Origin of the sequence: Streptomyces sp. NPDC060366 (assembly GCF_042725135.1) — a bacterium.
Lineage (GTDB): Bacteria > Actinomycetota > Actinomycetes > Streptomycetales > Streptomycetaceae > Streptomyces.
This window is the reverse complement of sequence record NZ_JBHXDC010000012.1, coordinates 79138-105153: the sequence shown is the minus strand read 5'-3', so window position 1 is coordinate 105153 and position 26016 is coordinate 79138. Positions and strand designations below refer to the sequence as shown.

Annotated in this window: 24 protein-coding genes, 1 tRNA gene and 1 pseudogene; 15 read left to right on the top strand and 11 right to left on the bottom strand. The window is 71.3% G+C overall.

Annotated elements, in window-relative coordinates; genetic code table 11:
• Positions 1-139: 139 nt before the first annotated feature.
• The 6 genes from ispD to ACFWHU_RS26555 all read left to right on the top strand — a co-directional run bounded on the left by ispD (position 140) and on the right by ACFWHU_RS26555 (position 6541).
• The gene (gene ispD / locus ACFWHU_RS26580) at positions 140-886 is read left to right on the top strand and encodes a 2-C-methyl-D-erythritol 4-phosphate cytidylyltransferase (RefSeq protein ID WP_387227750.1); all 747 of its coding nucleotides are present in this window, start codon (positions 140-142) and stop codon (positions 884-886) included.
• Positions 876-1388 (top strand): 2-C-methyl-D-erythritol 2,4-cyclodiphosphate synthase, encoded by a 513-nt coding sequence (gene ispF, locus ACFWHU_RS26575; protein ID WP_387227748.1) that lies wholly within the window; start codon positions 876-878, stop codon positions 1386-1388. The genes ispD and ispF overlap by 11 nt, the downstream gene beginning before the upstream one ends.
• 162 nt (positions 1389-1550) lie before the next feature.
• Positions 1551-1955 (top strand): PPOX class F420-dependent oxidoreductase, encoded by a 405-nt coding sequence (locus ACFWHU_RS26570; RefSeq protein WP_385796485.1) that lies wholly within the window; start codon positions 1551-1553, stop codon positions 1953-1955.
• Between the two features lie 162 nt (positions 1956-2117).
• The gene (gene cysS, locus ACFWHU_RS26565; protein ID WP_385796487.1) at positions 2118-3536 is read left to right on the top strand and encodes a cysteine--tRNA ligase; all 1419 of its coding nucleotides are present in this window, start codon (positions 2118-2120) and stop codon (positions 3534-3536) included.
• Between the two features lie 164 nt (positions 3537-3700).
• Positions 3701-4651 carry a 23S rRNA (guanosine(2251)-2'-O)-methyltransferase RlmB gene (gene rlmB, locus ACFWHU_RS26560; protein ID WP_385796489.1) on the top strand — a complete coding sequence of 317 codons (951 nt, stop codon included), beginning with the start codon at positions 3701-3703 and terminating at the stop codon, positions 4649-4651.
• A gap of 150 nt (positions 4652-4801) precedes the next feature.
• Positions 4802-6541: a DoxX family membrane protein gene (locus ACFWHU_RS26555; protein ID WP_387227745.1), complete on the top strand. Its 1740-nt coding sequence runs from the start codon at positions 4802-4804 to the stop codon at positions 6539-6541.
• Between the two features lie 224 nt (positions 6542-6765).
• Here the strand turns inward: ACFWHU_RS26555 and ACFWHU_RS26550 are convergent, their stop codons facing one another.
• The 3 genes from ACFWHU_RS26550 to ACFWHU_RS26540 all read right to left on the bottom strand — a co-directional run bounded on the left by ACFWHU_RS26550 (position 6766) and on the right by ACFWHU_RS26540 (position 9294).
• Positions 6766-7482 (bottom strand): NDP-sugar synthase, encoded by a 717-nt coding sequence (locus tag ACFWHU_RS26550; RefSeq protein ID WP_385796494.1) that lies wholly within the window; start codon positions 7480-7482, stop codon positions 6766-6768.
• A gap of 38 nt (positions 7483-7520) precedes the next feature.
• Complete coding sequence (locus ACFWHU_RS26545) at positions 7521-7943, bottom strand: hypothetical protein (protein WP_387227743.1); 423 nt, start codon at positions 7941-7943, stop codon at positions 7521-7523.
• Positions 7944-8157: 214 nt separating this feature from the next.
• Positions 8158-9294 carry an ABC transporter ATP-binding protein gene (locus ACFWHU_RS26540; RefSeq protein ID WP_385796499.1) on the bottom strand — a complete coding sequence of 379 codons (1137 nt, stop codon included), beginning with the start codon at positions 9292-9294 and terminating at the stop codon, positions 8158-8160.
• Positions 9295-9499: 205 nt separating this feature from the next.
• Here ACFWHU_RS26540 and ACFWHU_RS26535 point away from each other — a divergent pair.
• Positions 9500-9573 (top strand) — tRNA-Thr (locus tag ACFWHU_RS26535).
• Between the two features lie 99 nt (positions 9574-9672).
• Here the strand turns inward: ACFWHU_RS26535 and ACFWHU_RS26530 are convergent.
• Positions 9673-11067 (bottom strand): NAD(P)/FAD-dependent oxidoreductase, encoded by a 1395-nt coding sequence (locus ACFWHU_RS26530; protein ID WP_387227740.1) that lies wholly within the window; start codon positions 11065-11067, stop codon positions 9673-9675.
• Positions 11064-11441: pseudogene (locus tag ACFWHU_RS26525) on the bottom strand (rhomboid-like protein); the annotation flags it as partial. The pseudogene ACFWHU_RS26525 and the gene ACFWHU_RS26530, both read right to left, overlap by 4 nt.
• A gap of 174 nt (positions 11442-11615) precedes the next feature.
• Between ACFWHU_RS26525 and ACFWHU_RS26520 the strand changes: the two are divergent.
• From ACFWHU_RS26520 to ACFWHU_RS26510, 3 genes are all read left to right on the top strand, one after another.
• Positions 11616-12527 (top strand): aminoglycoside phosphotransferase family protein, encoded by a 912-nt coding sequence (locus tag ACFWHU_RS26520; RefSeq protein ID WP_387227738.1) that lies wholly within the window; start codon positions 11616-11618, stop codon positions 12525-12527.
• 93 nt (positions 12528-12620) lie between these two features.
• Positions 12621-13100: a GNAT family N-acetyltransferase gene (locus ACFWHU_RS26515; RefSeq protein WP_164251512.1), complete on the top strand. Its 480-nt coding sequence runs from the start codon at positions 12621-12623 to the stop codon at positions 13098-13100.
• A gap of 79 nt (positions 13101-13179) precedes the next feature.
• Positions 13180-13668 carry a hypothetical protein gene (locus tag ACFWHU_RS26510; RefSeq protein WP_387227736.1) on the top strand — a complete coding sequence of 163 codons (489 nt, stop codon included), beginning with the start codon at positions 13180-13182 and terminating at the stop codon, positions 13666-13668.
• A 96-nt stretch (positions 13669-13764) separates the two neighbouring features.
• On the opposite strand, the gene ACFWHU_RS26505 is transcribed toward ACFWHU_RS26510, so the two are convergent.
• Both ACFWHU_RS26505 and ACFWHU_RS26500 read right to left on the bottom strand, forming a co-directional pair.
• Positions 13765-14775: a zinc-binding dehydrogenase gene (locus tag ACFWHU_RS26505; RefSeq protein WP_387227733.1), complete on the bottom strand. Its 1011-nt coding sequence runs from the start codon at positions 14773-14775 to the stop codon at positions 13765-13767.
• A gap of 140 nt (positions 14776-14915) precedes the next feature.
• Entirely contained in the window at positions 14916-16082 is a 1167-nt protein-coding gene (locus ACFWHU_RS26500) for an NAD(P)-binding protein (RefSeq protein ID WP_385796513.1), read from the bottom strand.
• 145 nt (positions 16083-16227) lie between these two features.
• On the opposite strand from ACFWHU_RS26500, the gene ACFWHU_RS26495 reads away from it, so the two are divergent.
• Positions 16228-16944 carry a pentapeptide repeat-containing protein gene (locus ACFWHU_RS26495; RefSeq protein ID WP_387227731.1) on the top strand — a complete coding sequence of 239 codons (717 nt, stop codon included), beginning with the start codon at positions 16228-16230 and terminating at the stop codon, positions 16942-16944.
• A gap of 307 nt (positions 16945-17251) precedes the next feature.
• On the opposite strand, the gene ACFWHU_RS26490 is transcribed toward ACFWHU_RS26495, so the two are convergent.
• Positions 17252-17749 carry a hypothetical protein gene (locus tag ACFWHU_RS26490; RefSeq protein ID WP_385796519.1) on the bottom strand — a complete coding sequence of 166 codons (498 nt, stop codon included), beginning with the start codon at positions 17747-17749 and terminating at the stop codon, positions 17252-17254.
• 218 nt (positions 17750-17967) lie between these two features.
• Between ACFWHU_RS26490 and ACFWHU_RS26485 the strand changes: the two genes are divergently transcribed.
• Complete coding sequence (locus ACFWHU_RS26485; protein ID WP_387227918.1) at positions 17968-19341, top strand: M1 family metallopeptidase; 1374 nt, start codon at positions 17968-17970, stop codon at positions 19339-19341.
• 169 nt (positions 19342-19510) lie between these two features.
• Here ACFWHU_RS26485 and ACFWHU_RS26480 read toward each other — a convergent pair whose 3' ends face one another.
• Complete coding sequence (locus ACFWHU_RS26480; protein ID WP_385796521.1) at positions 19511-20086, bottom strand: TerD family protein; 576 nt, start codon at positions 20084-20086, stop codon at positions 19511-19513.
• A 147-nt stretch (positions 20087-20233) separates the two neighbouring features.
• Here ACFWHU_RS26480 and arfB point away from each other — a divergent pair, with 147 nt between their 5' ends.
• Positions 20234-20665 carry an alternative ribosome rescue aminoacyl-tRNA hydrolase ArfB gene (gene arfB / locus ACFWHU_RS26475; protein ID WP_387227727.1) on the top strand — a complete coding sequence of 144 codons (432 nt, stop codon included), beginning with the start codon at positions 20234-20236 and terminating at the stop codon, positions 20663-20665.
• Between the two features lie 96 nt (positions 20666-20761).
• On the opposite strand, the gene ACFWHU_RS26470 is transcribed toward arfB, so the two are convergent.
• The gene (locus ACFWHU_RS26470) at positions 20762-21367 is read right to left on the bottom strand and encodes a flavin reductase family protein (protein WP_385796644.1); all 606 of its coding nucleotides are present in this window, start codon (positions 21365-21367) and stop codon (positions 20762-20764) included.
• A 415-nt stretch (positions 21368-21782) separates the two neighbouring features.
• Here ACFWHU_RS26470 and cdgB point away from each other — a divergent pair, with 415 nt between their 5' ends.
• Together cdgB and ACFWHU_RS26460 are read left to right on the top strand one after the other, a co-directional pair.
• Positions 21783-23699 carry a diguanylate cyclase CdgB gene (gene cdgB / locus ACFWHU_RS26465; RefSeq protein ID WP_387227725.1) on the top strand — a complete coding sequence of 639 codons (1917 nt, stop codon included), beginning with the start codon at positions 21783-21785 and terminating at the stop codon, positions 23697-23699.
• A 196-nt stretch (positions 23700-23895) separates the two neighbouring features.
• Entirely contained in the window at positions 23896-24918 is a 1023-nt protein-coding gene (locus ACFWHU_RS26460; RefSeq protein WP_387227722.1) for a carbohydrate-binding protein, read from the top strand.
• A gap of 202 nt (positions 24919-25120) precedes the next feature.
• Here ACFWHU_RS26460 and ACFWHU_RS26455 read toward each other — a convergent pair whose 3' ends face one another.
• Positions 25121-25987 carry a ketose-bisphosphate aldolase gene (locus ACFWHU_RS26455; protein ID WP_387227719.1) on the bottom strand — a complete coding sequence of 289 codons (867 nt, stop codon included), beginning with the start codon at positions 25985-25987 and terminating at the stop codon, positions 25121-25123.
• Between the last annotated feature and the right edge of the window lie 29 nt (positions 25988-26016).

The following is a 26016-nucleotide window of genomic DNA, read 5'->3' as shown; positions in this document are numbered from 1 at the left end:
TCCTGGTGTGCCGGGCCCGGGCAGCTGGCGCAGCTGGTCTCAACCAGTGTCACGGAAGGGTCCGGTCAAGGCGCCGCGCCCGGCACGCTGAGGCCATACCCATGTCGGCCGAGGAAACAAACCTGCCGGAGTGCAACCGATGTCAGACGAATCGAGCCCACACCGCACCGCCGCCGTGATCCCCGCGGCGGGCCGTGGCATACGGCTCGGCCCCGGCGCCCCCAAGGCGCTCCGCACCCTGGGCGGCACCCCGATGCTGATCCACGCGGTACGGGCCATGGCGGCCTCCCGCACGGTCTCCCTCGTGGTCGTGGTGGCCCCGCCCGACGACGCGGCGGCGGTGAAGCTGCTCCTGGACGAGCACTCGCTGCCCACCCGCACCGACTACCTCGTGGTACCCGGCGGCGAGACCCGCCAGGAGTCCGTACGGCTCGGCGTGGAGGCCCTGCCGGACGACATCACCACCGTCCTCGTCCACGACGCGGCACGGCCGCTCGTACCGGTCGACACCGTGGACGCGGTGGTCGACGCCGTACGGGCCGGAGCGCCCGCCGTCGTCCCCGCCATGCCGCTCGCCGACACCGTCAAAGAGGTCGAGCCGGGCGAGAAGGACCAGCCCGAGCCCGTCGTCGCCACCCCCGAGCGGGCCAGACTGCGCGCCGTACAGACCCCGCAGGGCTTCGACCGGGACACGCTCGTACGCGCGCACCTGAACGTGCCGCTCGCCGGCCAGGGCGCGACGGACGACGCCGGGCTCGTCGAACAGCTCGGGGCGCCCGTCGTGGTCGTGCCGGGCCACGAGGAGGCGTTCAAGGTGACCAGGCCGCTGGACCTGGTGCTCGCCGAGGCCGTACTCGCCCGCAGGAGGGCCAACGATGGGTTCTGAGTCCGCACCGCTCGCCGCCCTGCCGCTGATCGGCATCGGCACCGACGTGCACGCCTTCGAGGCCGGGCGCGAGCTGTGGTGCGCCGGTCTGCTCTGGGACGGCCCCGAGAACGACGGCTACGGCCTCGCCGGACACTCCGACGGTGACGTCGCCGCCCACGCCGCCTGCGACGCGCTCTTCTCCGCGGCCGGCGTCGGAGACCTCGGCGCGCACTTCGGCACCTCCCGGCCCGAGTGGTCCGGCGCCTCCGGCGTCACCCTCCTCAAGGAGGCGGCCAGGATCGTCCGCGCCGAGGGCTTCGCCATCGGCAACGTCGCCGTCCAGGTCATCGGCGTACGGCCGAAGATCGGCAAGCGCCGCGACGAGGCCATGAAGGCGCTGTCGGAAGCCGTCGGAGCGCCCGTCTCCGTGTCCGGCACGACTACCGACGGGCTGGGGCTGACGGGACGCGGCGAGGGCCTGGCCGCGATCGCCACGGCGCTGCTGGTGCGCGACCGCTGACCCGTCGCGGAGACGGCCGCCGGCTCGTGGGCGGACGGTCCGCCGATGTCGAGTGGTCCGACCCGAAATACCGGGCGGCCGAAGTGGGTTGAGAAAGCATCGAGGGGTACGCGCACCGCCGCGTACCCCTTCCGCGCACCCCTCCTCAGGAAGGCAGCATCGATGGCAGTCGCTCTCTCCGAGAAGCTCAAGGAGCTCCTCGACAGCCCCGTTTTCGTCGCGATCGCCACCATCCAGCCCGACGGCAGCCCCCAGGTGTCGCCGGTATGGGTGAAGCGCGACGGCGACGACATCCTCATCTCGACGACCGTCGGCCGTCGTAAGGAGGAGAACCTGCGGCGCGACCCCAGGGTGACGGTCATGCTCCAGCCCTTCGACGCCCCGTACTCGTACGCCGAGGTCCGCGGGTCGGCCACCCTCACCACGGAGGGCGGACAGGAGCTCATCGACGAGCTGGCCGTGAAGTACGTGGGCAAGCCCTACCGCGAGTTCAACCCGAACGCGGGCCAGGACGACGAGCGCGTCGTCGTCCGGATCACCCCCCGGAAGGTCGTCGGCCGCATCTGACGCCCTCCGGGCGCCACCGGGCACTGTCCGATGACGGACAGTGCCCGGACGGCCGTCCGGCGGCCCCTGACGAGGGCCGTCCGGCGCGTCCAACGTCACGCTTCGGTGTCCCGTGTCCCCAAGGGGCCCGGTGCACTGCCTCCGGAGCACTACCCTTGTCGCGTGACTATTCGGCTGTACGACACCGGCGCCCGGCAGATTCGTGACTTCACCCCGCTCGTCGCGGGCTGTGTCTCGATCTACCTCTGTGGTGCCACCGTGCAGGCCGCACCGCACATCGGGCACATCAGGTCGGGGCTGAACTTCGACATCCTGCGGCGCTGGTTCGCCTACCGCGGCTACGACGTGACCTTCGTACGGAACGTCACCGACATCGACGACAAGATCATCGCCAAGTCGGCCGTACAGAACCGCCCCTGGTGGGCGATCGGGTACGAGAACGAGCGCGCCTTCAACGACGGCTACGACGTCCTGGGCTGCCTGCCGCCCACCTACGAACCGCGCGCCACCGGGCACATCCCCGAGATGATCGAGATGATGCGCGTCCTCATCGAGCGCGGTCACGCCTACGCGAGCGACGGCAACGTCTACTTCGACGTGCGGTCCTTCCCGGAGTACCTCCAGCTCTCCAACCAGGACATCGACGATCTGCGCCAGCCCTCCGGCGAGGGCGAGACCGGCAAGCGCGACCAGCGCGACTTCGCGATGTGGAAGGCCGTCAAGCCCGGCGAGCCGTACTGGGAGACCCCCTGGGGTCCCGGCCGGCCCGGCTGGCACCTGGAGTGCTCCGCCATGGCGCACAAATACCTCGGCAGCGCCTTCGACATCCACGGCGGCGGCCTCGACCTGGTCTTCCCGCACCACGAGAACGAGATCGCGCAGGCCAAGGCGTACGGCGACGAGTTCGCCGAGTACTGGGTGCACAACGCCTGGGTCACCATGAGCGGCGAGAAGATGTCCAAGTCGCTCGGCAACTCGGTCCTGGTGAGCGAGATGGTCAAGCACTGGCGGCCCATCGTCCTGCGCTACTACCTGGGCACCCCGCACTACCGCTCGATGATCGAGTACAGCGAGGAGGCCCTGCACGAGGCCGAGTCCGCCTTCGGGCGGATCGAGGGCTTCGTCCAGCGCGTCATCGAGCTGGCCGGCCACACCGTCGAGCCCGCCGACGAGGTACCGCCCGCCTTCGCCGAGGCGATGGACGACGACCTGGGTGTCCCGCAGGCCCTCGCGATCATCCACACCACCGTCCGGCAGGGGAACTCGGCACTCGCCGCCGACGACAAGGAAGCGGCGGTCGCCCGTCTCGCCGAGGTCCGCGCGATGCTCGGAGTTCTCGGTCTGGACCCGCTGGACGCACACTGGACGGGAGCGGGCGCCGGCGAGGGCGGCCCCGACGGGCGGGACAGCCTGCACGGAGTCGTCGACACCCTCGTACGGCTGGTGCTCGACCAGCGCGAGTCGGCCCGCGGCCGCAAGGACTGGGCCGCGGCGGACACCATCCGGGACCAGCTCCAGCAGTCCGGACTCGTCATCGAGGACGGTCCGGCAGGCCCGCGGTGGACGCTGGGCCCCCGCTGAGCGGGGCGGACACCACGGCCTCCTGAAGAGGAGGCGCCGGGCGGACCGGGTGCCGCGGGGCCTCGACCGGGGCCCCGATTGTGCTGTCCGGCCGCCGGGCGGCACACTCACGTGAACGAAGTGAAGTTCTCACGAACCGACGAAAGCAACGAAACAGGTAGGTCATGGCCGGGAACAGCCAACGCAGGAACCGCCGCACGTCCAACAAGAAGGGCGCGCAGGTCGGCAGCGGTGGCAAGCGACGCCGCGGCCTGGAGGGCAAGGGCCCGACGCCGCCCGCGTCCGCCCGCAAGGGCCATGTGCAGAACCGCGTCTCCAACGCCAAGGCCAAGCTGACCGCCCGCCGCCAGGTCACCCGGCGCGGCGGCAAGGGCGCCAGCGAGATGGTCGTCGGCCGCAACCCCGTCTTCGAGGCGCTGCGCGACGGCGTACCGGCGACGATGCTCTACGTACAGCAGTACATCGAGAACGACGAGCGCGTGCGCGAGGCCCTTCAGCTCGCCGCCGACCGCGGCGGCATCCATCTGATGGAAGCCCCCCGGCCCGAGCTCGACCGCATGACCAACGGCCTCAACCACCAGGGCCTGGTGCTCCAGGTCCCGCCGTACGAGTACGCGCACCCCGAGGACCTGGCCGCCGCCGCGTTCGACGAGGGCGAGGACCCGCTGATCGTCGCGCTCGACGGCATCACCGACCCGCGCAACCTCGGCGCCGTCGTCCGCTCCGTCACCGCCTTCGGCGGTCACGGCGTCGTCGTGCCCGAGAGGCGCGCCGCCGGGATGACCGCCGGCGCGTGGAAGACCTCGGCCGGCACCGCCGCCCGTACGCCCGTCGCCCGCGCCACCAACCTCACCCGCGCGCTGGAGAGTTACCAGAAGGCCGGCCTGACCGTCGTCGGTCTGGCGGCCGACGGCGAGACCGAGGTCGGCGACCTCCCGGCGCTCGGCGGCCCCGTCGTGATCGTGGTCGGCAGCGAGGGCAAGGGCCTGTCCCGGCTGGTCGGCGAGACCTGCGACTACCGGGTGCGGATCCCGATGCCCGGCGGCGCCGAATCGCTGAACGCGGGCGTCGCCGCCGGTGTGGTGCTGTACGAGGCGGCCCGCCGGCGCGGCTGAGCGGCCGGGGGCGCGGGCCCGGTGACGGGCGCCGCGCCGGGGCGGCGCGGCGCATCCTTCGTACAGATGTCCCCACCCCGCCACTCTTGACGGGTCTCGGACATTTACCGGCCGTCAAGGCAGTGTCCTAAACACAAGTCACTCGGTTAGATGAGTGTGGACACCAGAACGCCCCGGCCCGGGTTCGACGAACAGCCCCCGCTGAGCATGGTCAAGGTGGACTGCGATCCCGCGCAGGTCATCGTGAACCACGCCAGCTTTCGGGTGAAGCTCGCAACGAGCCAGCGCCCCAGCCCCGTACGCGCCACGGCGGACACCGCGCGGATCCCCGCGATGAGCCGCCCCGCAGGCGCGGCCCGCCGCCGGGCCCCGGTCGTCTGGAGCGGCAGGTCGGAACCGGGCGACCTCGGAGCCACCGGGCTCCTCCAGGCCGTACGGAACTCCTCCGCGGCAGCCGCGGGCGCGGCCCTCGCCGAAGCGCCGGGCGGCCCCTACGGAACGGGGGTCGCCGGCGCCACCCAGGTCATCCCGCGCATCGACCTGGGCGACGACACGATGCCGACCCCCCGCGTGCCGCACCGCGGCGGGGGCGCCGGGTCCGACACTCCCCTGCTGCCTCCCATGCGGCAGGCCGTGGGCGCGTACGACGCGCCGGAGTACGACACGTACGGCGCGGGCGGCGCGCGTCACCGCGGCGGGCACGACGACCGCGACGACCTCGAGTACGAGCGCGACTACGAACGCGAGCGCCGCAGCTACGACGGTCCCGGCTACGACGACGACCCGGGCGGAGACCGCCGGGACCTCTCGGCGGCGGAGGCCGCCGTACGGCACGCCTACTACCCGGGCCGCCGGATGAACCTCGGCGTGGTGCTCCTGCCGCTCCGCGTCTTCCTCGGTCTCATCTCCATCTACGCGGGCATGGGCAAGCTCTGCGACCCCGTCTACTTCGACGGCGGCAAGCGCGGCTCCATGGTCACCTGGCTCACCTCGCTCCAGCCGTGGGCGCTCGCCGAACCACTGCGCGACTTCGCCCTCTCGCACCCCGTCGGCGCCGGACTCAGCGTCGCGTTCCTCCAGGTCGTCGCCGGTGTGCTCACCGTCCTCGGCCTCTGGCAGCGGCTCGCCGCCTGCTTCGGGGCACTGCTCTCGGCCGCGCTGATCCTCACCGTGAGCTGGCGCACCGTCCCCGTCTACGACGCGCCCGACATCATCTACCTGGCCGCCTGGTCCCCGCTGATCATCGCGGGCGCCCCCGTCTACTCTCTGGACGGACGCCTGGCCGGCGAGGCCTGGCGCAAGCTCGGCCCGCGCTCCCCCCTCCGGGAGCTGCGACGCCGCGTCCTGCGCCGGGGCGCGGTCGTCGCGACCGTGGTCATCGGTCTGACGCTGCTCATCGGCTCCATGCTCGGTGGCGCCGTACGGTCCACGGACATGGTGACCGTGCCCGGACCGAACAACCCGGTCAACCAACTCCCCGGCTCGCCGCTCCCGCAGAAGTCCGGCAAGAGCAGCGCGTCCGGCTCGCCCACCGGCGAGGCCCGGCAGAACGGCGGCAGCGCCGCGCCGACGGCCGGCCAGACCAGCGGTCCGTCGGCCGAGCAGTCGACGCCGGGCCGGAACCCGGCCCGCGAGCCGGGCCGTACCGGCGCGAGCGGGCAGCCCAGCCAGTCCCAGGGCACGGGCCAGGCGCCCCCGCAGACGTCACAGCAGCAGGTGCCACCGCCGTCCAGCAGCCAGGGCCCCGCCACGAGCGGCGGCTCGACGGGCGGCGGCGGCACCACGGGCGGCGGAGGCGACGGCGGCGGCACGACGGGCGGCGAGGGCGGCTCGTCCACCGGCGGCGGTGGCGGCGGCGCCAGGAACCCGATCGGCGGCCTGCTCGGCTGACGCGGAGCGGCGACGAACGGAACACGTACGAGGGCGGCCACCCGGCGGGATCGGGTGGCCGCCCTCGTACGTGTGCTGTGCGCCCGTCTGCGGGCCTGGGACGTCCGGTACCACCGATAGTCGCGCAGGGCGCCTCAGCGCCCGTCAGGACCCGCCAGGAGTGCTCGGCGCCGGCGCCCGGCATGGAACGCCAACAACGGGTACGCCCACAAACAACGGGAGAGTCAACGCGCGGCGGTCGCCAGCTCCTTGGCCGCTTCCGTGAGGTCCTTCGCGGTGTCGATGGCCCGCCAGTACGCGCCCTGCGGCAGCGGGAAGCCCGCCAGCCGCCGCTCGCGCGCCAGCCGGGGAAAGGTCGTCCGCTCGTGGTCGCCGCGGTCGGGCAGCAGACCCGCGAACGCCGAAGAGAACACGTACACGCCCGCGTTGATCAGATACGGCGACGGGGGCGACTCGATGAAGTCCAGCACATGACCGAACTCGTCGGTCTCCACGGCCCCCCAGGGAATCCGCGGCCGGGCGAGGGCGAGCGTCGCGGTGGCATCGCGCTCGTCGTGGAACGCGGCCATCTCGCGCAGCGAGAAACGCGTCCAGATGTCGCCGTTGGTGGCGTACCAGGGCTGCTCGGGCTCGGGCAGCCGGGCGGCGGCGTACTTGAGACCACCACCGCGGCCGAGCGGCTCCTTCTCCACCACGGTCGTGACACGCAGCGGGAGTTCCGACGCGTCCAGCCACTCCTGGAGCACCTCGGCGAGATGGCCGCACGAGACGACGGCGTCCGTGACGCCCTCGGCGGCCAGCCAGGCAAGCTGATGGCCGATGATCGGGGTCCCCGTCCCGGGGATCTCGACCATCGGCTTGGGACGGTCGTCGGTGTACGGGCGCAGCCGCGAACCCTGGCCACCCGCGAGAACCACGGCCTGCGTCGGAAACGTCATCATGCCGTGAACGATAGGCGGGGCGGTCGGGGAGGCGGTGCTCAGTGCCCCGCGGTCTGCTGGGAGACCCCGTAGGCGAACGAGGTGTCGCACACGGGGCGGGAGAACGACTGCGCGCGGGTGGGTCCGTAGTGCGCGACAGCGGCGCGGCCGAGCGCGCGGGCCAGGGACATGCAGTGCTTGGCGAGCGAGGGACGCTCCTCGATCTGGCGCTGGAGGTGGGTCAGGGCGATCCCCGGGTCCTTCTCCTGGAGCTCCACGAGCAGCTTGTCGCGGAGAACGTCCTGCGGGGCGCGGGACTTGGCGCGTACGGAGGCCTTGTCCGAGGACGCGGAGATGATCTGTGCCTCGGAGTTCTTCGCCGCCCACGGGACGGTCGCGACCGCCAGGGTTCCGGAGAGGACGAGGACGACGGGCAGTACGAGGGCGAGAGTTCGGCCGATTCGGCGGGCAGTGTGGGTCACGCAGGCGAGCGTAGCGGTCAGTGATGATTTGGCGACATTTAGTCACTCGGGCGAGGGATGGTTCGACTGGGCTTTTCGAATCGGGTGTTGACGTACACGATTCGAAATGACCTGTGTGCCGGGGTATTTGTCCGCCCGAGCGGCATACGCAAACGGCCCCGCACCGAAGTGCGGGGCCATAAGTACGTTCTTCAGTTCAGTCGCCCCGAGGGGGTCAGTCGCTGAGGCGCTCGCCCGTGGAGGACGCGAAGACGTGCGTCTCGCCCGGACGCGGCACGACGTGCAGCTTGGCGCCCTTCTCGGGAACGGCACGGCCGTTGACGCGGACCACCAGGTCCTTGTGCTCGCCGCCGACCTGCGCGTCGCCGTAGACATAGCCGTCGGCGCCGAGCTCCTCGACGACGTTGACGGTGACGGCCAGACCGGCCGGCGCGTCGGCGCTGTCCTTCGACAGCGTCTTCGCGACCTCGCCGCCCTGCTCCACGATGTCGAAGTGCTCCGGGCGGACACCGACGGTGACGGTGCTGTCACCACGGTCGGCCGCGGCGGACAGCGCCTCACGGGAGATCGGGACGACGCTGTTGCCGAACTTCACACCACCGTCGGTGATCGGGACCTCGACCAGGTTCATGGCCGGGGAGCCGATGAAGCCGGCAACGAAGAGGTTGGCGGGACGGTCGTACATGTTGCGCGGCGAGTCCACCTGCTGGAGCAGACCGTCCTTGAGGACGGCGACCCGGTCACCCATGGTCATGGCCTCGACCTGGTCGTGCGTGACGTACACCGTCGTGATGCCCAGACGGCGCTGGAGCGAGGCGATCTGCGTACGGGTCGACACACGGAGCTTGGCGTCGAGGTTCGACAGCGGCTCGTCCATGAGGAACACCTGCGGCTCACGCACGATCGCGCGACCCATCGCCACACGCTGGCGCTGACCACCGGAGAGCGCCTTCGGCTTGCGGTCCAGGTACTCGCTGAGGTCGAGGATCTTCGCGGCCTCTTCGACCTTCTTACGGATGTCGGCCTTGTTGACGCCGGCGATCTTGAGCGCGAAGCCCATGTTGTCGGCGACCGACATGTGCGGGTAGAGCGCGTAGTTCTGGAACACCATCGCGATGTCCCGGTCCTTGGGCGGCAGGTGCGTGACGTCGCGGTCACCGATGCGGATGGCTCCGCCGTTGACGTCCTCAAGACCCGCGAGCATGCGCAGGGAGGTCGACTTGCCGCAGCCGGAGGGCCCGACGAGTACGAGGAACTCGCCGTCGGCGACGTCGAGCTCGAGCTGATCGACGGCGGGCTTGGTGGAACCCGGGTACACACGGGTCGCCTTGTCGAACGAGACAGTGGCCATGGTGATGTGGTCCCTTCACCGGCAGGAACGTGCCGGACGATCCGAGTAAAGGAATGGCTCCCCCGCCGAACAGCGGAGGATGGGTCTAGTCCACCTGGATGAACTTGAGGTGACGCTACCCCGCGTTTCAAGATCTGTCAGTAGGTGAGCCGCGACGAAATTCCCGGCTGACCTGTGATCCGTGCCGGTTATAGTTTTCCCGCACGCCTCCTTAGCTCAGTTGGCCAGAGCAACGCACTTGTAATGCGTAGGTCGTCGGTTCGAATCCGACAGGGGGCTCGGGGGAAGGCCAGGTCATCCACGGTGACCTGGCCTTTCGGTCGTGATGGGGCGGGACCGTGGCTCTCCGGGGGTGGGACCGGCCGGGAGTGGTCCGCGTCAGTGGCGGCCCGCGATGCGGTTCGCCGTGCGGGCGACGGGGTGGGTCGTCGTCGTGTGGGCGGTGGATTCCCGGCGGTCCGCCGTGCGGTAGGCCGCGTAGAGGGTGTGGACTCCCAGCCAGCGCAGGGGTTCCGGTTCCCACTTGCGGACCTTGTGGTTGACCCAGGGCAGGGTCGTGAGGTCCGTGGGGCCGCCCTGGCCGGAGTCCTGCTGGATCAGGTCGCGCAGGGTGCGGGCCGCGAGGTTGGTCGTGGCGACTCCCGAGCCGACGTAGCCGCCCGCCCAGCCGAGGCCGGTGGAGCGGTCGAGGGTGACCGTGGCGCACCAGTCGCGGGGGACGCCGAGGACGCCCGACCAGGCGTGGTCGATGCGGACGCCGGCCGTGGTGGGGAAGAAGCGGACCAGGATGTCGCGCAGGGCGTCGATGGTGGCGGGCCGGGTGCGGCCGTCGTTGTCGGTTCGGGAGCCGTAGCGGTACGGGACTCCCCGGCCGCCGAGCGCGATGCGGTCGTCGGCGGTGCGCTGGGCGTACATGTAGGCGTGCGCCATGTCGCCGAGCGTTTCGCGGCCTTCCCAGCCGATGGTGTCCCACACAGCGGCGGGCAGCGGTTCGGTGGCGATCATCGAGGAGTTCATGGGGAGCCAGGTGCGGCGCTGGCCCTTGAGGCCGGCGGTGAAGCCCTCGGTGCAGCGCAGGACGTAGGGCGCGCGGACGGTGCCGTACGGGGTGATCGCGTGTTTGGGCTTGATCTCCGTGACGGGCGTCGATTCGTGGATGGTGACGCCGAGTGCCTCGACGGCAGCGGCGAGGCCCTTGAGGAGTTTGACGGGGTGCAGCCGGGCGCCGTGCGGGGTCCAGGTGGAGCCGACGGCTCCGGTGACCCGTACGCGTTCGGCGGTCTCGCGCGCGCCGTGCAGGGTGCGGTCGGTCTCGCCGAAGGCGATCTCGGTGGTGTGGAAGTCCTTGAGGCGGGCGAGCTGCGCGGGTGTGTACGCGACTTCGAGGACGCCGCCCCGGTGGATGTCCGCGTCGATCGACTCGTCGGCGGCGACGCGTACGACTTCGGCCACGGTGTCGTTCATGGCCTGCTGGAGCCGTACGGCGGCGTCGTGGCCGTGCTTGAGGGCGTACGTGTCACGGCCGGCGATGCCGTTGTAGAGCCAGCCGCCGTTGCGCCCGGAGGCGCCGTAACCGCAGAACTTGCCTTCCAGGACAGTGATGTTGAGGAAGGGCACGGCCTTCTTCAGGTAGTAGGCCGTCCACAGGCCCGTGAAGCCGCCGCCGACGATGCAGACGTCGGCCGTCGCGTCGCCGGGGAGGGGTTCGCGGGGCGCGGGTATGCCGTCCTGGGCGTACCAGAAGGAGATGCCGCCGTTGCTGGTGCTGCTCATGTCGGTGTTCGTACACCGCTTTCCGTGCCTGTGTCCAGGTTCGGGTCACGGGGGCGGGCCCGGGTGAGGGGGTAGCAGGCGAGGCCGATGAGGACGGCGGTGAAGTGGCCGATGTCGGTGAAGCCCGGCCCGGCGATGAGCGGGACGCCGTAGAAGATGAGGACGGCTCCTACGTACGGATATCGCCACGGCGGAGCGATCCGGTAGGCGAGGACGGCGACGACGCCCGCGAGGGCGTAGCCGACACCCACGTCGAGGGTGCGCGTGACGGCTTCGTGCGAGCGGCCGTGGTGGATGGCCCAGCTGAGGATGCCTTCGCTGACGAGGGTGGCGCCGACGTGTGCGGCGACGGCCGCGAGCCACAGGTAGGTGCCGGGAGCGGTCCTGATCCGGATCCAGGTGGTGTGGGCGGCCTTGCGGAGATGGCGGCGCATGAGGTGATTCACCCACGGGGGCGGGGCCTTGGACGGGATCGACATTCCGGGCGGAGCGGCCGTGGCGCGGAAACGCGGTCGAGGTTCCGGGGGCGCGCTCGTAGGCTCGGGGCGATGGAGATTCCGGCGGAGTTGGCGAGGACGCAGTCGAAGTTTCTGGGTGCGCGGGGGCGCGCGTTCATCGCCGCGCTCCCGGGGCGCGCCGCCGACTTCCTGAAGAGGTGGGAGCTTCGGCGTACGGGCCCGGCGATGCACGGCATGTGCGCGCTGGTCCTGCCGGTGGAGCGGGCGGACGGTACGCCCGCCGTGCTGAAGCTCCAGGACCTCGACGAGGAGACGGCCGGTGAGCCGGTGGCGCTGCGGCTGTGGGACGGCGACGGCGCGGTGCGGCTGCTGGAGTACGACGGGGCGTCGGGCACGCTGCTGCTGGAGCGGCTGGACGCGGCGCGGGATCTGACCGCTGTCCCCGTACGGGACGGGGTGGCGGTCATCGCCGGGCTGCTGGCCCGGTTGACGGCGCTGCCCGCGCCTGCGGGTCTGCGGACGCTGGACGGGATCGCGGGGGCGATGCTCGACGAGACGCCGGCGGCGGTGCGCTCGCTCCCCGGCGGCTCGGAGCGGCGGCTGCTCCTGGACTGCGCGGCGGCGGTACGCGAGGTGGCCGGCGAGCCGGGAGACCGGCTGCTGCACTGGGATCTGCACTTCGAGAACGTGCTGGCGCCCGTGCCTGAGCCGGACGCCGGGGATCAGGGCCGTGAGCCGTGGCTGGCGATCGACCCGAAGCCGCTGGCCGGGGATCCGGGGTTCGAGCTGCTGCCCGCCTTGGTCAACCGGTTCGACGCGGACGACATCCTGTGGAGGTTCGATCTCATGACGGAGGTCATGGGGCTGGACCGGGAGCGCGCTCGTGCTTGGACGCTGGGGCGGGTGCTCCAGAGCTGCCTGTGGGACATCCATGACGGGGAGCGGGGGCTGTCGCCCGAGCACCTGGCCGTGGGACGGGCGCTGCGGGACCGCCGTGGCTGACGCCGCGACCGGGATCTTTCAGGAACGAACCGCCGGGCGCGGGCTGTCCGGGCGCCGCTGGCGCGACAGCCGGAGAAAGGGCAGGCTGCGGACATGATTCGTACGGCGACGGCCGCCGACGTTCCGGTGATCCACGCGATGATCCGTGAACTGGCGGCATACGAGAAGGCCCCGGACGAGGCGCGGGCGACCGAGGCGCAGTTGGGGGAGGCGCTGTTCGGGGAGCGGCCCGCCGCGTACGCGCACATCGCGGAGACGGACGACGGCGCGGTGGCGGGGTTCGCGCTGTGGTTCCTGAACTTCTCGACGTGGCGCGGGGTGCACGGCATCTACCTGGAGGACCTGTACGTCCGTCCGGAGCTGCGCGGCGGCGGGCACGGGAAGGCGCTGCTGACGGAGCTGGCGCGGATCTGTGTGGAGCGCGGGTACGAGCGGCTGGAGTGGTCCGTACTGGACTGGAACGAGCCGTCGATCGCCTTCTACCGGGCGTTGGGGGCGCGGCCGCAGGACGGGTGGACGGTGTTCCGGCTGACGGACGGGGAGTTGGCCGCGCTGGGCGCGCCCGGTGCGTGAGGTGCGTGCGGACGGCGTTGTCAGTGGGTCCCTCTACTCTCGGTGACGAGTGCGGAGAGCGACTTTTCTGGGGGGCCTCGTGTCCGGGACGACGATTCAGCAGCCCGATCCGGTGATGGCGGAGATCGGCCGTGGCATGGAGCTGGGGCAGCGCGGTGAACGGGACGCCGCCCGGCGGGTTTTCGCCGGAGTGTGGGACCGGCTGGGCGCGGACGGCGACCCGTTCCACATATGCGCGCTGGCCCACTCCATGGCCGATGTCCAGGACGATCCGCGGGAGGAACTGGTCTGGGACCTGCGGGCGTTGGAGGCGGCGGATCTGGTCTCGGACGAGCGGGCGCGGCTCGCGGGGGTGGCGAGTCCGGTGGCCGCGTTCTACCCGTCGCTGCATCTCAACCTGGGGGACGTGTACCGGCGGCTGGGCGATCTCGACCTGGCCCGCGATCATCTGGCGCGCGGGCTGGACGCGGTGGGCACGCTCGGTGACGACGGGTACGGGCAGTTGATCAAGGGCGGGCTCGACCGGTTGGCCGAGCGCCTGTCGGCCCCCGGCCTCTCGTCGGCCTGAACCTCGCCCGCTCCCCGTCCGATCTCCGTCGAATTCGCGTCGGGTTCGCGTCCGGTTCCGGCGTGCAGGTCGTTCCGGTCGTTCCGGTCGGACGTCCTACGGGCCGAGCGGCGGCTCCAGGACCACCTTGCCCATCGTGCCGCGCGTCTCGATCGCGCGGTGCGCGCGGGCCGCGTCGGCGAGCGGGAAGCGCTGTACGGCGGGCCGCAGGCGCCCCTCGGCGGCCTCGGACAGGGCACGGTCCTCCAGTACGCGGACGTCGCCGCCCGCCTTCTGGAGCATCACGGGGCCGAGGACGCCCTCGGAGGTGATGCCGCGCGCCGCCTGCTCCTCCTCCGTGTAGCTCAGCGGCTCCCCGTCGAGGAGGCCTTCCCCGGTCCAGCCGAAGACGATGTGGCGCCCGCCCTTGCCGAGGAGGTCCACGGCGGCGCGGCCGGTGTCGCCGCCGACGGAGTCGAAGACGACGGTGGCGGGGCGCCCGTCGAGGCGGGCGCGGAGCGTCTCGGGCCAGTCGGGCAGCGTGTAGTCGACGGCGATGTCGGCGCCGTTCCCGGTGACGCGCGCGACCTTGGCGGGACCTCCGGCGAGGCCGACGACGGTCGCGCCGGCGTTCTTCGCGTACTGGACGAGGAGCGTGCCGATGCCTCCGGCGGCGGCAAGGACGATCGCGACGTCCTCGGGGCCGAGGGTGGTGAACTGAAGGATGCCCATGGTGGTGCGGCCGGTGCCGATCATGGCGACGGCCTCGGCGGCGTCGAGGTTGTCGGGGATCTCGTGGAGCCGGGCGGCATCGGTGACGGCGAGTTCCGCGTAACCGCCGGGGACCATGCCCAGATGGGCGACGACCCGCTTGCCGAGCCAGCTCGGGTCGGTGCCGTCGCCGAGCGCGTCGACCGTGCCCGCCACCTCGCGGCCGGGGATGGTGGGCAGTTCGACGGGGTTGGGGAACGGGCCCTGTTCGCCCTCGCGCAGGGCGGTGTCCAGGACATGGACCCCGGCCGCGGCGACGGTGATCCGGACCTGGCCGGGGCCGGGCACGGGGTCGTCGGTCCGTTCATGGACCAGGTTCTCGGCCGGCCCGAAGGCGTGGAGGCGGATGGCGTGCATGGCTGGCTCCCTCGTGAGGTCCCGGCGGGTCGCGACGCGTTTTTCCGTGCGTCGCGCGTTATGGCGCGTCGCGTTTCCGTGCGTCGCGCGTTCCGGGTCGGCGTACGGGAGCCAGCCTCCGACCTCAAGCGGACTTGAGGTCAAGCGGAGTGGCGGAGCCGTACGCCGCCGACCCTCAGCAGCGCGAGCGACGCCGCCTCGATCGCGCTGTTGAACGACACCTCGGACAGGACACCGGGCGCGGCGACCTGGTCGCCGACGAGATAGACGCCGTCGCCCCGGTCGATGTGCGGCCGGTCGCGCCAGGTGGTGCCCGGCAGGTCGACCGCACCCGTACGGCCCGCGGCGAGCGACTGGCGCCGCCAGAGGGCCCGTTCGCGCCAGTCGGGGAAGCCCAGGTCGAGCAGGTTCTCCGCGCGCGCGATGCCGACGGCCGCGGACTCGCCGGGGGCGACCGGGAATTGGCCCTGGAGCAGTTGCTCACCGGCCGGTGCGAGCGACGGATCGGCGGCGGTGAACCGTTCCAGCCAGCCCGGCGCGTCGAGATCGCAGATGACGAACGGGTCGCCCCTGCGCGTGGTGAGCCCGAGGTCCAGCAGGGCGGTGCGCCCGCTCTCCCACCGCAGGCTGTCGTCGCCGAGCAGCGGCCGGGCCGAGTCGAGCGATGTCGCGACGATCACCGGACCGTCCTCGGGGAGGGCGTCGACGCGGGAGACCGTCTCGATGCGTACGCCCAGATTCCAGGCCCGCCCGAGCATCCGGTCGATGACCTGGCTCCAGCCGCCGACCGCGATGTGGGCCTCCGGCGGGACGGTGGCGGCGCGCCGGAGCCGTTCCTGGACGAAGGCGGCGGAGAGGGAGCCCGGATCGTGGTGGAACAGGACGACGGCGGCGTAGCGGGCGGCGGCGACTGCCGCGTCGTGGCCGTGCCGCTCGGTGGCCCAGGTGTGGAAGTCGACGTCCACGGGCGCGCGTTCGGCCCTGCTTCGGCTCGCCTTGAGCAGCCCGAAGGGCGGGGCCTTGCGGAGCGCGCCGTCGCGGTGGAAGCGCAGGCGGGCGGCTTCGAGGGCCGGTACGCGGGCCATCGGGCCGAGGAGACCGCGCTGCCGGAGCCAGGCCCAGTGCGGGCCGCGATGGTAGAAGACGTGCGGCCCCTCGTTGGCGCGGTACGGGCCCTCGGTGGTGCGGGCCCGCCCGCCGAAGGTGTGGTGCGCCTCGAAGACGGTGACCCTGGCGCCCGACTCGGCCGCCGAGATGGCCGCGGTGAGTCCCGCGAAGCCGCCGCCGACGACGGTGATGTGATCCATGGCTGTTGCCCCTTCACTCGTTTCACTCGTTCCGGGTGTGCCTGCGCGTTGGTCCTCATGAATGTGACGAGATGCGGGTGCGGTTTGTGACATTACGAGCCGGACATTTCGGGCGGCTGTCAGTGGTGTACGTCACGATGGATTCATGGTTCGGAGAGCGACGACGCGGAAATCGACGGCGGGGAAAACGGGAACGACCGGCAGGAGTGTGTCGGCGCGGCGGCCGGAGGTCCGGCTGCCGCCGCTGGTCCCGTACGAGGGGGAGCTGGAGCCCGACGGGGAGTACGACGGGCAGGAGTTCGGCGGACTGGATCTGGCGGATCAGGAGGGACCGGGGTCCCGGTTCATCGACTGCGCGCTGCGCGAGGTCGGGCTCGACCGGACGGATCTGGGCCGGGCGCGCTTCATCGACTGCGTTCTCGAAGGGATCCGGGGGGTGGGCACGGATCTGGGGGGAGCGTCGCTGCGCGATGTCGAGGTGGTGGACGCGCGGCTCGGCGGGGTGCAGCTGCACGGCGCGGTGTTCGAGCGGGTGCTCATCCGGGGCGGCAAGATCGACTATCTGAATCTGCGGAAGGCGAAGCTGAAGGACGTGGTGTTCGAGGGCTGCGTCCTGGCCGAACCGGACTTCGGGGGAGCGGAGTTGGAGCGCGTCGAGTTCCGCGACTGCGTCCTCAAGGAAGCGGACTTCAGCGGTGTCCGGATGAAGGACGTCGATCTGCGGACCGTCGCCGAGCTGGGCATCGCGCGCGGGATCGACCGGCTGGCGGGTGCCGTGATCAGTACGGCGCAGCTGCTCGATCTGGCGCCCGCGTTCGCGGCGCAGATCGGTGTACGGGTGGAGGACGCGCCGGGCGGCTGAGGACCCAAGCGGAAGACCCCGACCGTGGGGGGTGGGTCGGGGTCTTCAATGTGCTCCGGGGGCTCGGCCATGTGGGGGGTGAACCCTGGCGTCTGGGTTCCTGGTGGCGTCCCGGCAGAACTGCGTCTGCCCGACTCCGACGCCTGTATTCCTGCCAATCCGAAAACGTCCCACCGGGTCGTGTGGATTCGCCCATGTCCACCCATCCTCACCCGCGTCCGCCCACGCGGGCCGATGTCGGCTCACTTCGTGGCGGGCCGGACGGAGGGAGTGCTGTCCGGGGAGCGGGAGAGAGGCGGAGGGGCGGTCAGACGCGGGGGAAGCGCGCCTGGATGTCCCAGATCACGGGGTTGTCCATCAGACCCTCGTGCATGTCCCCGAGATCGGCCAGCAGGTCGTGCAGGAAGTCGCGCGACTCACGGCGCAGCAGCCGGTGGCCGAAGGTGAGCGGGGGCTCGTCGGCGGGCATCCAGTCGGCGGCCACGTCGACCCAGCCGAAGCGACGCTCGAAGAGCATGCGGTCCGTCGACTCGGTGAAGTCCAGCTCGGCGTACTGCCTGTTGGCCGACCGGTTGCCGCGCGGATCACGGTCGAGCTGCTCCACGATGTCGCACAGCGCCCACGCGAAGTCCAGCACGGGCACCCATCCCCAGCCCGTGGACACCTCGCGGTCGGCCTTGGTGTCGGCGAGATACACATCGCCGCAGAACAGATCGTGCCGCAGGGTCCGGACGTCGGTGAGGCGGTAGTCGGTCTGCGGGGGATCGGGAAAGCGGCGGGAGAGGGAGTAGCCGATGTCGAGCACGCGTCCGATGGTGTCACGACGCCGCGCGGACGAGTTTCCGCCCGCCGGGATACGGGCCGGACGCGACCTACGATCACCGCGTGCACCAGCCGGAAGACCGCAGCCCGCACCAGCCGCGACACCAGAACCCGCACCAGCCACCACACCGGAGTCCCCTCGCGCAGGCACGCCGCACCACCCGCCGCACCGTCCCCCTCCCTTTCCCCACCTCCGCCCTCGTGCTCGTCTTCCTCCTCACCTTCACCCTCGGCATCGGCGGCCTCGCGGGCTGCGCGGAGCGGGAGGAGCCGGGCGCCCCTGGCGCGGCCGGCGTCGGTGACCCGTACTTCCCGCACCTCGGCAACGGCGGCTACGACGTCACGCACTACGGCCTGACCCTCGACTACGACCCCGCCACCGGCCGCCTCGACGCCGACGCCGAGATCACCGCCCGCGCCACACGCCGGCTCAGCGCGTTCAACCTCGATCTCGCCGGTCTGACCGTCGGCCGGGTGACCGTCGACGGCGAGCGGGCCGGCGTACGGCGCGCGGATACGGAGCTGACGCTGTCCCCGCGCGCGGACATCGGGCGCGGGGACACCTTCCGTACGGTCGTGCGCTACTCCGGCGTCCCCCGGACCCTGACCGACGCCGACAGGACGAGGGAGGGCTGGCTCAGATCGGGGAAGCGGTCCGTCGCGCTGGGCCAGCCGACCGGTTCGATGGCCTGGTTCCCCGGCAATCACCATCCGAGCGACAAGGCGGCGTACGACATCCGGATCACCGTGCCGGAGGGGCAACAGGCGATCTCCAACGGTGAGTTGACGAGCGAGCGAACGGCCGGCGGCCGTACGACCTTCGGCTGGCACTGCGCCGAGCCGATGGCGAGCTATCTCGCGACGGTCGCCGTCGGCCCCTACCGGACCAAGCTCTCCCGGGGCTCCGGCGGCGCCGTTCCCGTCTTCACCGCCGTCGATCCTGCCGTGGCCGCCGACAGCGCCCGTCTGCTCGCGAAGATCCCGGCGATCATGAAGTGGGGCGAGAAGACCTTCGGTCCGTATCCGTTCTCCTCCACCGGCGTGATCATCGGACGGCCCGGCGACGCCGACTACGCGCTGGAGACGCAGAACCGGCCCTTCCTGCCGGGCCCCACCAGCACCGGGATCCTCGTCCATGAGCTGGCCCACCAATGGTTCGGCGATTCCGTGACGCCCGAGTCCTGGCGGGACATGTGGCTCAACGAGGGCTTCGCCGAGTACGCGGCGTGGCTCTGGGCGGAGGACATGGAAGGCGTCCCGGCGCGGCGCGCGTTCGAGCGGGCGTACGGGGACGAGGGGAACTGGGCCTTCGCACCGGCCGAACCGCCGACCGCCGCCGATATCTCCGGGCGGCCGGTGTACGGGCGCGGCGCCATGGTGGTCCATCAGCTCCGGCTGGCGGTCGGCGACGACGCGTTCTTCGCGCTCGTACGCGACTGGACACGGGCGTACCGCCACGGCAACGCGTCAACCGCCGACTTCACCGCCTTCGCGCAGAAGCGGACGGACCGCGATCTGACGGCTCTTTGGGACGATTGGCTGTACGGCTCCGACAAACCGCCGCCCGGCGCGTGAGTCCACGGCGAGTTCGGCTGCGGCACGTGTGTCCGCGAGTCCGTGGATCCGTGGGTCCGCGAGTCCGTGGGTCCGCACGCCAAAGGCCCCCGGCCGTAAAGCCGGAGGCCCCTCGCACCAATCAGTCGGTCACTCGCTCAGCGACTCGCCGACGTGCTGAATCGGCGACTCAGAGGTTGACGCCGAAGTCCGTGGCGATGCCCGCGAGACCCGAGGCGTAACCCTGGCCCACGGCGCGGAACTTCCACTCCGCGCCGTTGCGGTACAGCTCGCCGAAGACCATCGCGGTCTCGGTGGCGGCGTCCTCGCTCAGGTCGTAGCGGGCGATCTCGGCGCCGCCGGCCTGGTTCACGATGCGGATGTACGCGTTGCGGACCTGGCCGAAGTTCTGGCTGCGGGTCTCCGCGTCGTAGATCGACACGGGGAAGACGATCTTGTCGACGTCGGCGGGCAGACCCGCCAGGTTGACGTTGATCGCCTCGTCGTCGCCCGCGCCTTCGCCGGTGCGGTTGTCGCCGGTGTGGACGATGGTCTGGTCCGGCGTGGACTTGTTGTTGAAGAAGATGAAGTGGCTGTCGGAGACAACCTTTCCACCCGGGTTGACCGCGATCGCCGAGGCGTCGAGGTCGAAGTCCGTACCGGTGGTGGAGCGGACGTCCCAGCCGAGGCCGACCGTGACGGCTGTCAGGCCCGGTGCCTCCTTGGTGAGCGAGACGTTGCCGCCCTTGGACAGGCTTACAGCCATGGGGATGGTCCCTTTCGTTGTGTACGAGCTCGTGTGCGGACTTCGATCGGCTTCCGAAGTTACCGTCACCCGCCATAACGCGGAGAGAGGACTCAGAGGTTCCTTAACGCCTTTGATTTGTCTGTGCGGACACGGGACGATGGACACATGTCCGGGTCCCCGCACGTCATCCGCGGCTCCGTCTCCCTCCCGGAGGCCGAGCTCATGTGGCGTTTCTCGCGCTCCTCGGGACCCGGCGGGCAGCATGTGAACACCAGCGACTCGCAGGTGGAGCTGCGCTTCGATCTCGCCAAGACGGAGTCGCTGCCCGAGGTGTGGAAGGAGCGGGCGCTGGAGCGGCTCGCGAGCAGGCTGGTGGGCGGTGTCGTGACCGTACGGTCGTCCGAGCACCGTTCGCAGTGGCGCAACCGCGAGACGGCCCTGGTGCGGATGGCCTCACTCCTCGCCGAGGCGACGGCTCCGCCGCCCCGTCCGCGCCGGGCCACGAAGATCCCGCGCGGTATCAACGAGCGCAGGCTGCGCCAGAAGAAGCAGCGCGCGGAGACCAAGCGCGGGCGCAACGGCCGGGATTGGTCGTAGCCGACCGGGAATGACGCGGCCCGAACCGGGCCCACCCGGTCCGGCGCGGTCGGGGATCGGCGGTCCGCGGCCCCTTCGGCTTCGGTCCCTTCGGCCTCAGCCCTGCCCCTGGCCCTGCCCCAACTGCCGGTATTTCCCGCGGAAGTACGTCAGCGGGCCCCCGTCGCCGGATCCGCCCGGCACGGCCGCCGTCAGCACCCGGCCCACGACCAGCGTGTGGTCGCCGGTCACGATCCGCTGTTCCGTACGGCACTCCAGGACCGTCAGCGCGCCGTCCATCAGCGGCGCCCCGCTCACCTCGCCGCGCCGGTGGGGCATGTCCTCGAAGAGCAGCCGGTCGCTGATCCGGCCCTTCATCGCGAAGCGGCCGGCGATCCGCACCTGGCTCTCGGAGAGCATCGACGCCGCCCACATCGGCTGTTCGTCGAGCAGGTCGTCCATGCGGGAGCCGTTGCGCAGGCTCACCACCACCAGAGGCGGGTCGAGCGAGACGGACATGAAGGACGTGGCCGTCATTCCGGCGTCCGCGCCCTTCGGACCGTCGTCCGGGTCGTGCGCGGTGACCAGCACCACCCCGGCGGCCAGCCGGGAGAGCGCGGCGCGGAACTCGTCGTTGCTCACTCCCTCAGGATGGGGGACGGCTTCGGGAGACGCGGCGTCGGGAGGCTGGGCCTCGGTACGCCGGGCGGTTGTCTTCTGCAGCACGTCGTCCACGCTAGCCCCGGCGGTGACATGCCCGCATCGGACCACAGAACCAGCCAGGACCTAGGTCCACCCCGCCTCGCGGTGCATCGCGACACCTCGCGAGGGCGTCGCTGGGCCTTCGTGGGGGCCTCGTGGCCTCCGCGCGCCGGAGTGTGCGCCCACAGCGCGCCCCGCCGCGCGCCCCCCACCGCACCACGTCCCACCTCGATATTTGCGTTCATGAAGCCCTGGAGCGCTCCCACGCCCCCATTCAACCCTCCTTCCTCATGTGTGACTTGGCTCACAGGGTCAAGGAATTGTTGACCCTGTGTACCGACTGCACAGCTCGCTGTGATTCAGTGGCCGGGATACCGCATCAAGCGAGCCGATGAGAATTCTGGAGTTGCTGTCGAGGTCTCGGGGAGAGCGAACGATGGAGACCGAGTCGGAGCCGTACGTCCGCCTTGCGACCCTGCGGCAGCTGCATGACGTTGTCGGCGAGCTCAATACCGCCCGCAGTCTGGCCGACACCCTTCAGACAGTTGCCGACGGCATAGTCAAGGGTCTCGGCTACGAGCTGGCCTGCGTCAACCTCGTACAGCCCGACGGCGACCTGGTCGTCGCCGCCTTCGCGGGCAACGCCGCGGCCGAAGCACTGATCACCGGCCGCGTCGGCGCGCGCGCCTCCTGGGAACGCCGGCTCAGCATGGGCGAGACCTGGGGTGAGCTGCGGTACATACCCCACACCGAGGGCTGGATCCTGCTGGATGACGATGTCCCGCAGTGGTACACCGAGGGACCCGATCCGCGCTTCGAGGACGAGTGGCACCCCCAGGACCGCCTCTACGCCCCCATGTACGCCCCTGGGGGCGGACGCGAGCTCCTCGGGGTCATATCCGTCGACCGGCCGCGCGGCGGGCGCCGTCCGGGTCCCTGGGGGCGCGAAGCGCTCCAGATGTACGCCTCCCAGGCCGCCATTGCGATAAGTAACGCCCGCCTCAGAGCAAACATGCAGCGCGCGCTGGTCCGGCTGGAGCGTGAGCAGCAGGCGCTGCGGGCCAGTGAGGAGTCCTTCCGGCAGGCGTTCGAGTACGCGCCCAGCGGTATGGCCATCGCCGAGATGGGCGGGGACCAGCACGGCAGGCTGCTGCGGACGAACGACGCGCTCTGCCGGCTGCTCGGCCGGTCCGCCTCCGCGATCCGCCGCTACTCCTTCTCCGACCTCGTCCACCCCGAGGACATCGGCACCCTGCTGCGCACCTCCGCCGAGGGCGGTCGCGCCGAGCTGCGGCTGGCGCGCCGTGACAACAGCTATGTGTGGGTTTCGCTGCGCAACTCCGTCGTCGCCGACACCACCGACGGCCCCCGCTTCCTCCTCACCCATGTCGAGGACATAGAGGAGCGCAAGCGCAACGAGCTCCAGCTCGCCCACCGCGCCTCGCACGACTCCCTGACCGGTCTGCCCAACAGCGCCGAGCTGCGCGCCCGTCTCAGCGCCCGCCTCTGCGAGCGTCCCAACGCCATATCGGTACGGGAGACGGCGGTGCAGGCCGTGGACAAGGCGTACGGCGGATACGAGGGCGACAACGGCAACGGCGCGGGCAACGGCGCCGGCGGATACGACGAGGCCGGCTACGGCGGTGGAGTGGTCCCGTACGGCCAGGGGCCCGGTTACGGCGGCTACAACGGGACCAGCGGTGCCGGCTACGCGCCCGTGCCCGCCCCCGGCTACGGACCCGGCACCGGCGGGGGCTACGGCGGGGGGTACGGCGGCGCGGTCGAGGGCTACGAACCCGGCTACGAACCGTACGAGCCCTACGAGCCGTACGACTCCTACGGAGACCCCGCCGAGCGCGCCTTCCAAGGAGACGGCTTCGACCCGTCCGCCGCCCCCGCGCCCCTCGACCACCATGTGCACACCGTCGCGCCGGGCGCCGACCCCGACGACGGGAGCAAGGGCCTCGCCGTCCTCTTCTGCGACCTCGACGGTTTCAAGTCGATCAATGACCGTTTCGGCCATAACACCGGCGACGCCGTCCTCATCGAAGTCGCCCGCCGGCTGAACACCGGCGTGCGGGACGGCGACACCGTCGCGCGCCTCGGCGGCGACGAGTTCGTGGTCCTCGCCGACGGCCTCGGCGCCACGGACGCCGCTGACCTGGCGGTTCGGCTGCGGAACGCGATCATCCCGCCCATCCGGGTGGACGGCAGGGCGGTCCGCGTGGGAGCCAGCTTCGGTATCGGCTGGGCGAGTTGCGGCATGACGGTCGAGGAAGTGCTGAAATCCGCGGACCAGCGGATGTACATCGAGAAGCGCTCGCGTAGCAAGGTCCAGCGCCGGGCGGGATAACGTCGGCGGTGCGCCGGGGCCCGCCGTGTCCTATCTCTCTGTACGGCGGTTCACCGATGTCCACCGACGTCTCCCGATGTTCACCGGGGGATGGTGCAACCGCCCACTCCGATCAAGGCCCGTCCGTATGCTTGCCCAATCGAGGTAGGCTCGGCCGGTCGGCGACGCTGGCGAGATGGTAAGGAGTGACCCAGGGATGACGGCCGGGAACAACGGCGCGAGTACGCCCGAGGACGACGATCCGTTCGGCTATCTGTACGAGGACGGACAGACGGCCGCGAACGGTGCGCAGGCCCGGCGCGGCGGCTACGGCTACCCCGGTCCCGCCTCTCAGCCCGGTGTGCCGAGAACGTCGTACAACCAGGTCAGGACCGTCGGCGAGCGCCAGTACGGGCAGGTCCCGCAGCAGCAACAGCAGCCCTACGGGCAGCAGCCTCAGTACGGAGGCCAGCAGCAGTACGGCCAGCAGGCGCCGCACGGCCAGGCCCCCTACGGACAGACCCCCGACGCGCACTACGCGGCCCCCGAGACCGGCGGTGCGGCCACCCGTACGGTTCCCGCCCAGCGCGGCGGTGGCGGCCGTGGCAACGGCGGCGGACCCAACACCAAGGGCCTGCTCATCGGCGCCGTCGCCGTCGTGGCGGTCGTCGTGATCGGAATCACGGCCGCGCTGCTCTCCAACGGGGACGACAGCAAGAACGCCGACGGCGGTCCGACGGACGGCCCGACCACGGGTGAGTCGGCGGCGCCGAGCGAGGACCCCGGCAAGCAGGATCCGGACCCCGACAAGCCGGTCGAGCTTCCCAAGCAGGACGCGGCGACGCTCCAGCTCGGGGCGCCGGCGGTGCTGGCGAAGGACATCAAGGGCGCGAAGGGCGCGGGCGGCGCGTATGTGACGTTCAACGGGCCCGGTGGATCGGCCAGTTGGACCGTCGACCTGCCGGAGGCCGGTGAGTACACGCTGTTCATCACCTACGGCGTGCCGGGCAAGGACGCGAAGACGTCGCTCACGATCAACGGCGAGACGCCCCGCTCGGTCAACATGTCCAATTTCGCCAAGGCGAAGGAGGGCGACTGGGAGAAGGGGTGGACCACCACCTACGCCTACGTCAACCTCGCCAAGGGCAGCAACACGCTGAAGCTCTCGTGCGAGGCGGGCGACCAGTGCGAGGCCATCCTCGACCAGGTATCCCTGGAGCAGGGCAAGGCGAAGGGCTGAGCCCGCTCGCCGGGCCCCGCCCCCGGCGGGAGCCCGCGGCCTAGGGCCTGTCGTTCGGATCTTGCCGGGCTCGCGGGGTCTGGCACGCACGCCCGCCGCGTTGTCGTCGGTCGCCAACGCTCCGCGTTGTCTCCCTCCTCCGCCTTGCGCTCGCACGCACCAGACCCCGCTCCTTGATCCGGCCTGATCCAAACGACAGGCCCTAGGACTCCCCGCCTATCACCTTCAGGAAAGCCGCCACCGTCCCGGTCATCGCCTCGCGAGCCGGGACGAGGTATTTCCGGGGGTCGACCGTCTTGGTGTCGGCCTCCAGATGGGCGCGGACGGCGCCCGTGAAGGCCGTGTTCAGGGCCGTACCGACATTGATCTTGACCATGCCCGCCGCGACCGCCCGCCGGATCTCCTCGTCGGGGACGCCCGACGAGCCGTGCAGCACCAGCGGTACGGCGACGGCCCGGCGCAGCGCGCCGATCAGTTCGTGGTCCAGGGCCGCCGTGCGGTCCGTCATCGCGTGCGAGGAGCCGACCGCGACGGCCAGCGCGTCGACGCCGGTGGCGCCCACGTACGCGACCGCCTCGGCCGGGTCCGTGCGGACGCCGGGGGCGTGGGCGCCCAGCGGCGGTTCGCCGTCCTTGCCGCCGACCTTGCCCAGTTCGGCCTCGATCCAGATGCCGCGCGCGTGGCCCCAGGCGACCGCCTCCGCCGTGGCGGCGACGTTCGCCTCGTAGCTCAGCTTCGACGCGTCGAACATCACGGAGCTGAAGCCCTCGCCGTCCGCCGCGCGCAGCAGTCCGGCCGATTCGACGTGGTCGAGGTGGAGCGAGAGCGGGGCGTCCGAGGCGCGCGCGACGGCGGCGGCGGCCGCGGCGACGGCCGTCAGCCTGCCGCCGTGGAACTTCACCGCGTTCTCGGAGATCTGGAGGATCGCGGGGCGGCCCGCCCGTTCGGCGCCGGCGGCGATCGCCTCGGCGTGCTCCAGGGTGATGACGTTGAACGCGGCGACGCCGCCCCGCCCGTCCCGCTGTTCGGCCGCCGCCGAGACGAGTTCACCGGTGCTTACGAGTGGCATGTGGTCCCCTGTTCGAACTGTTCCGTTCC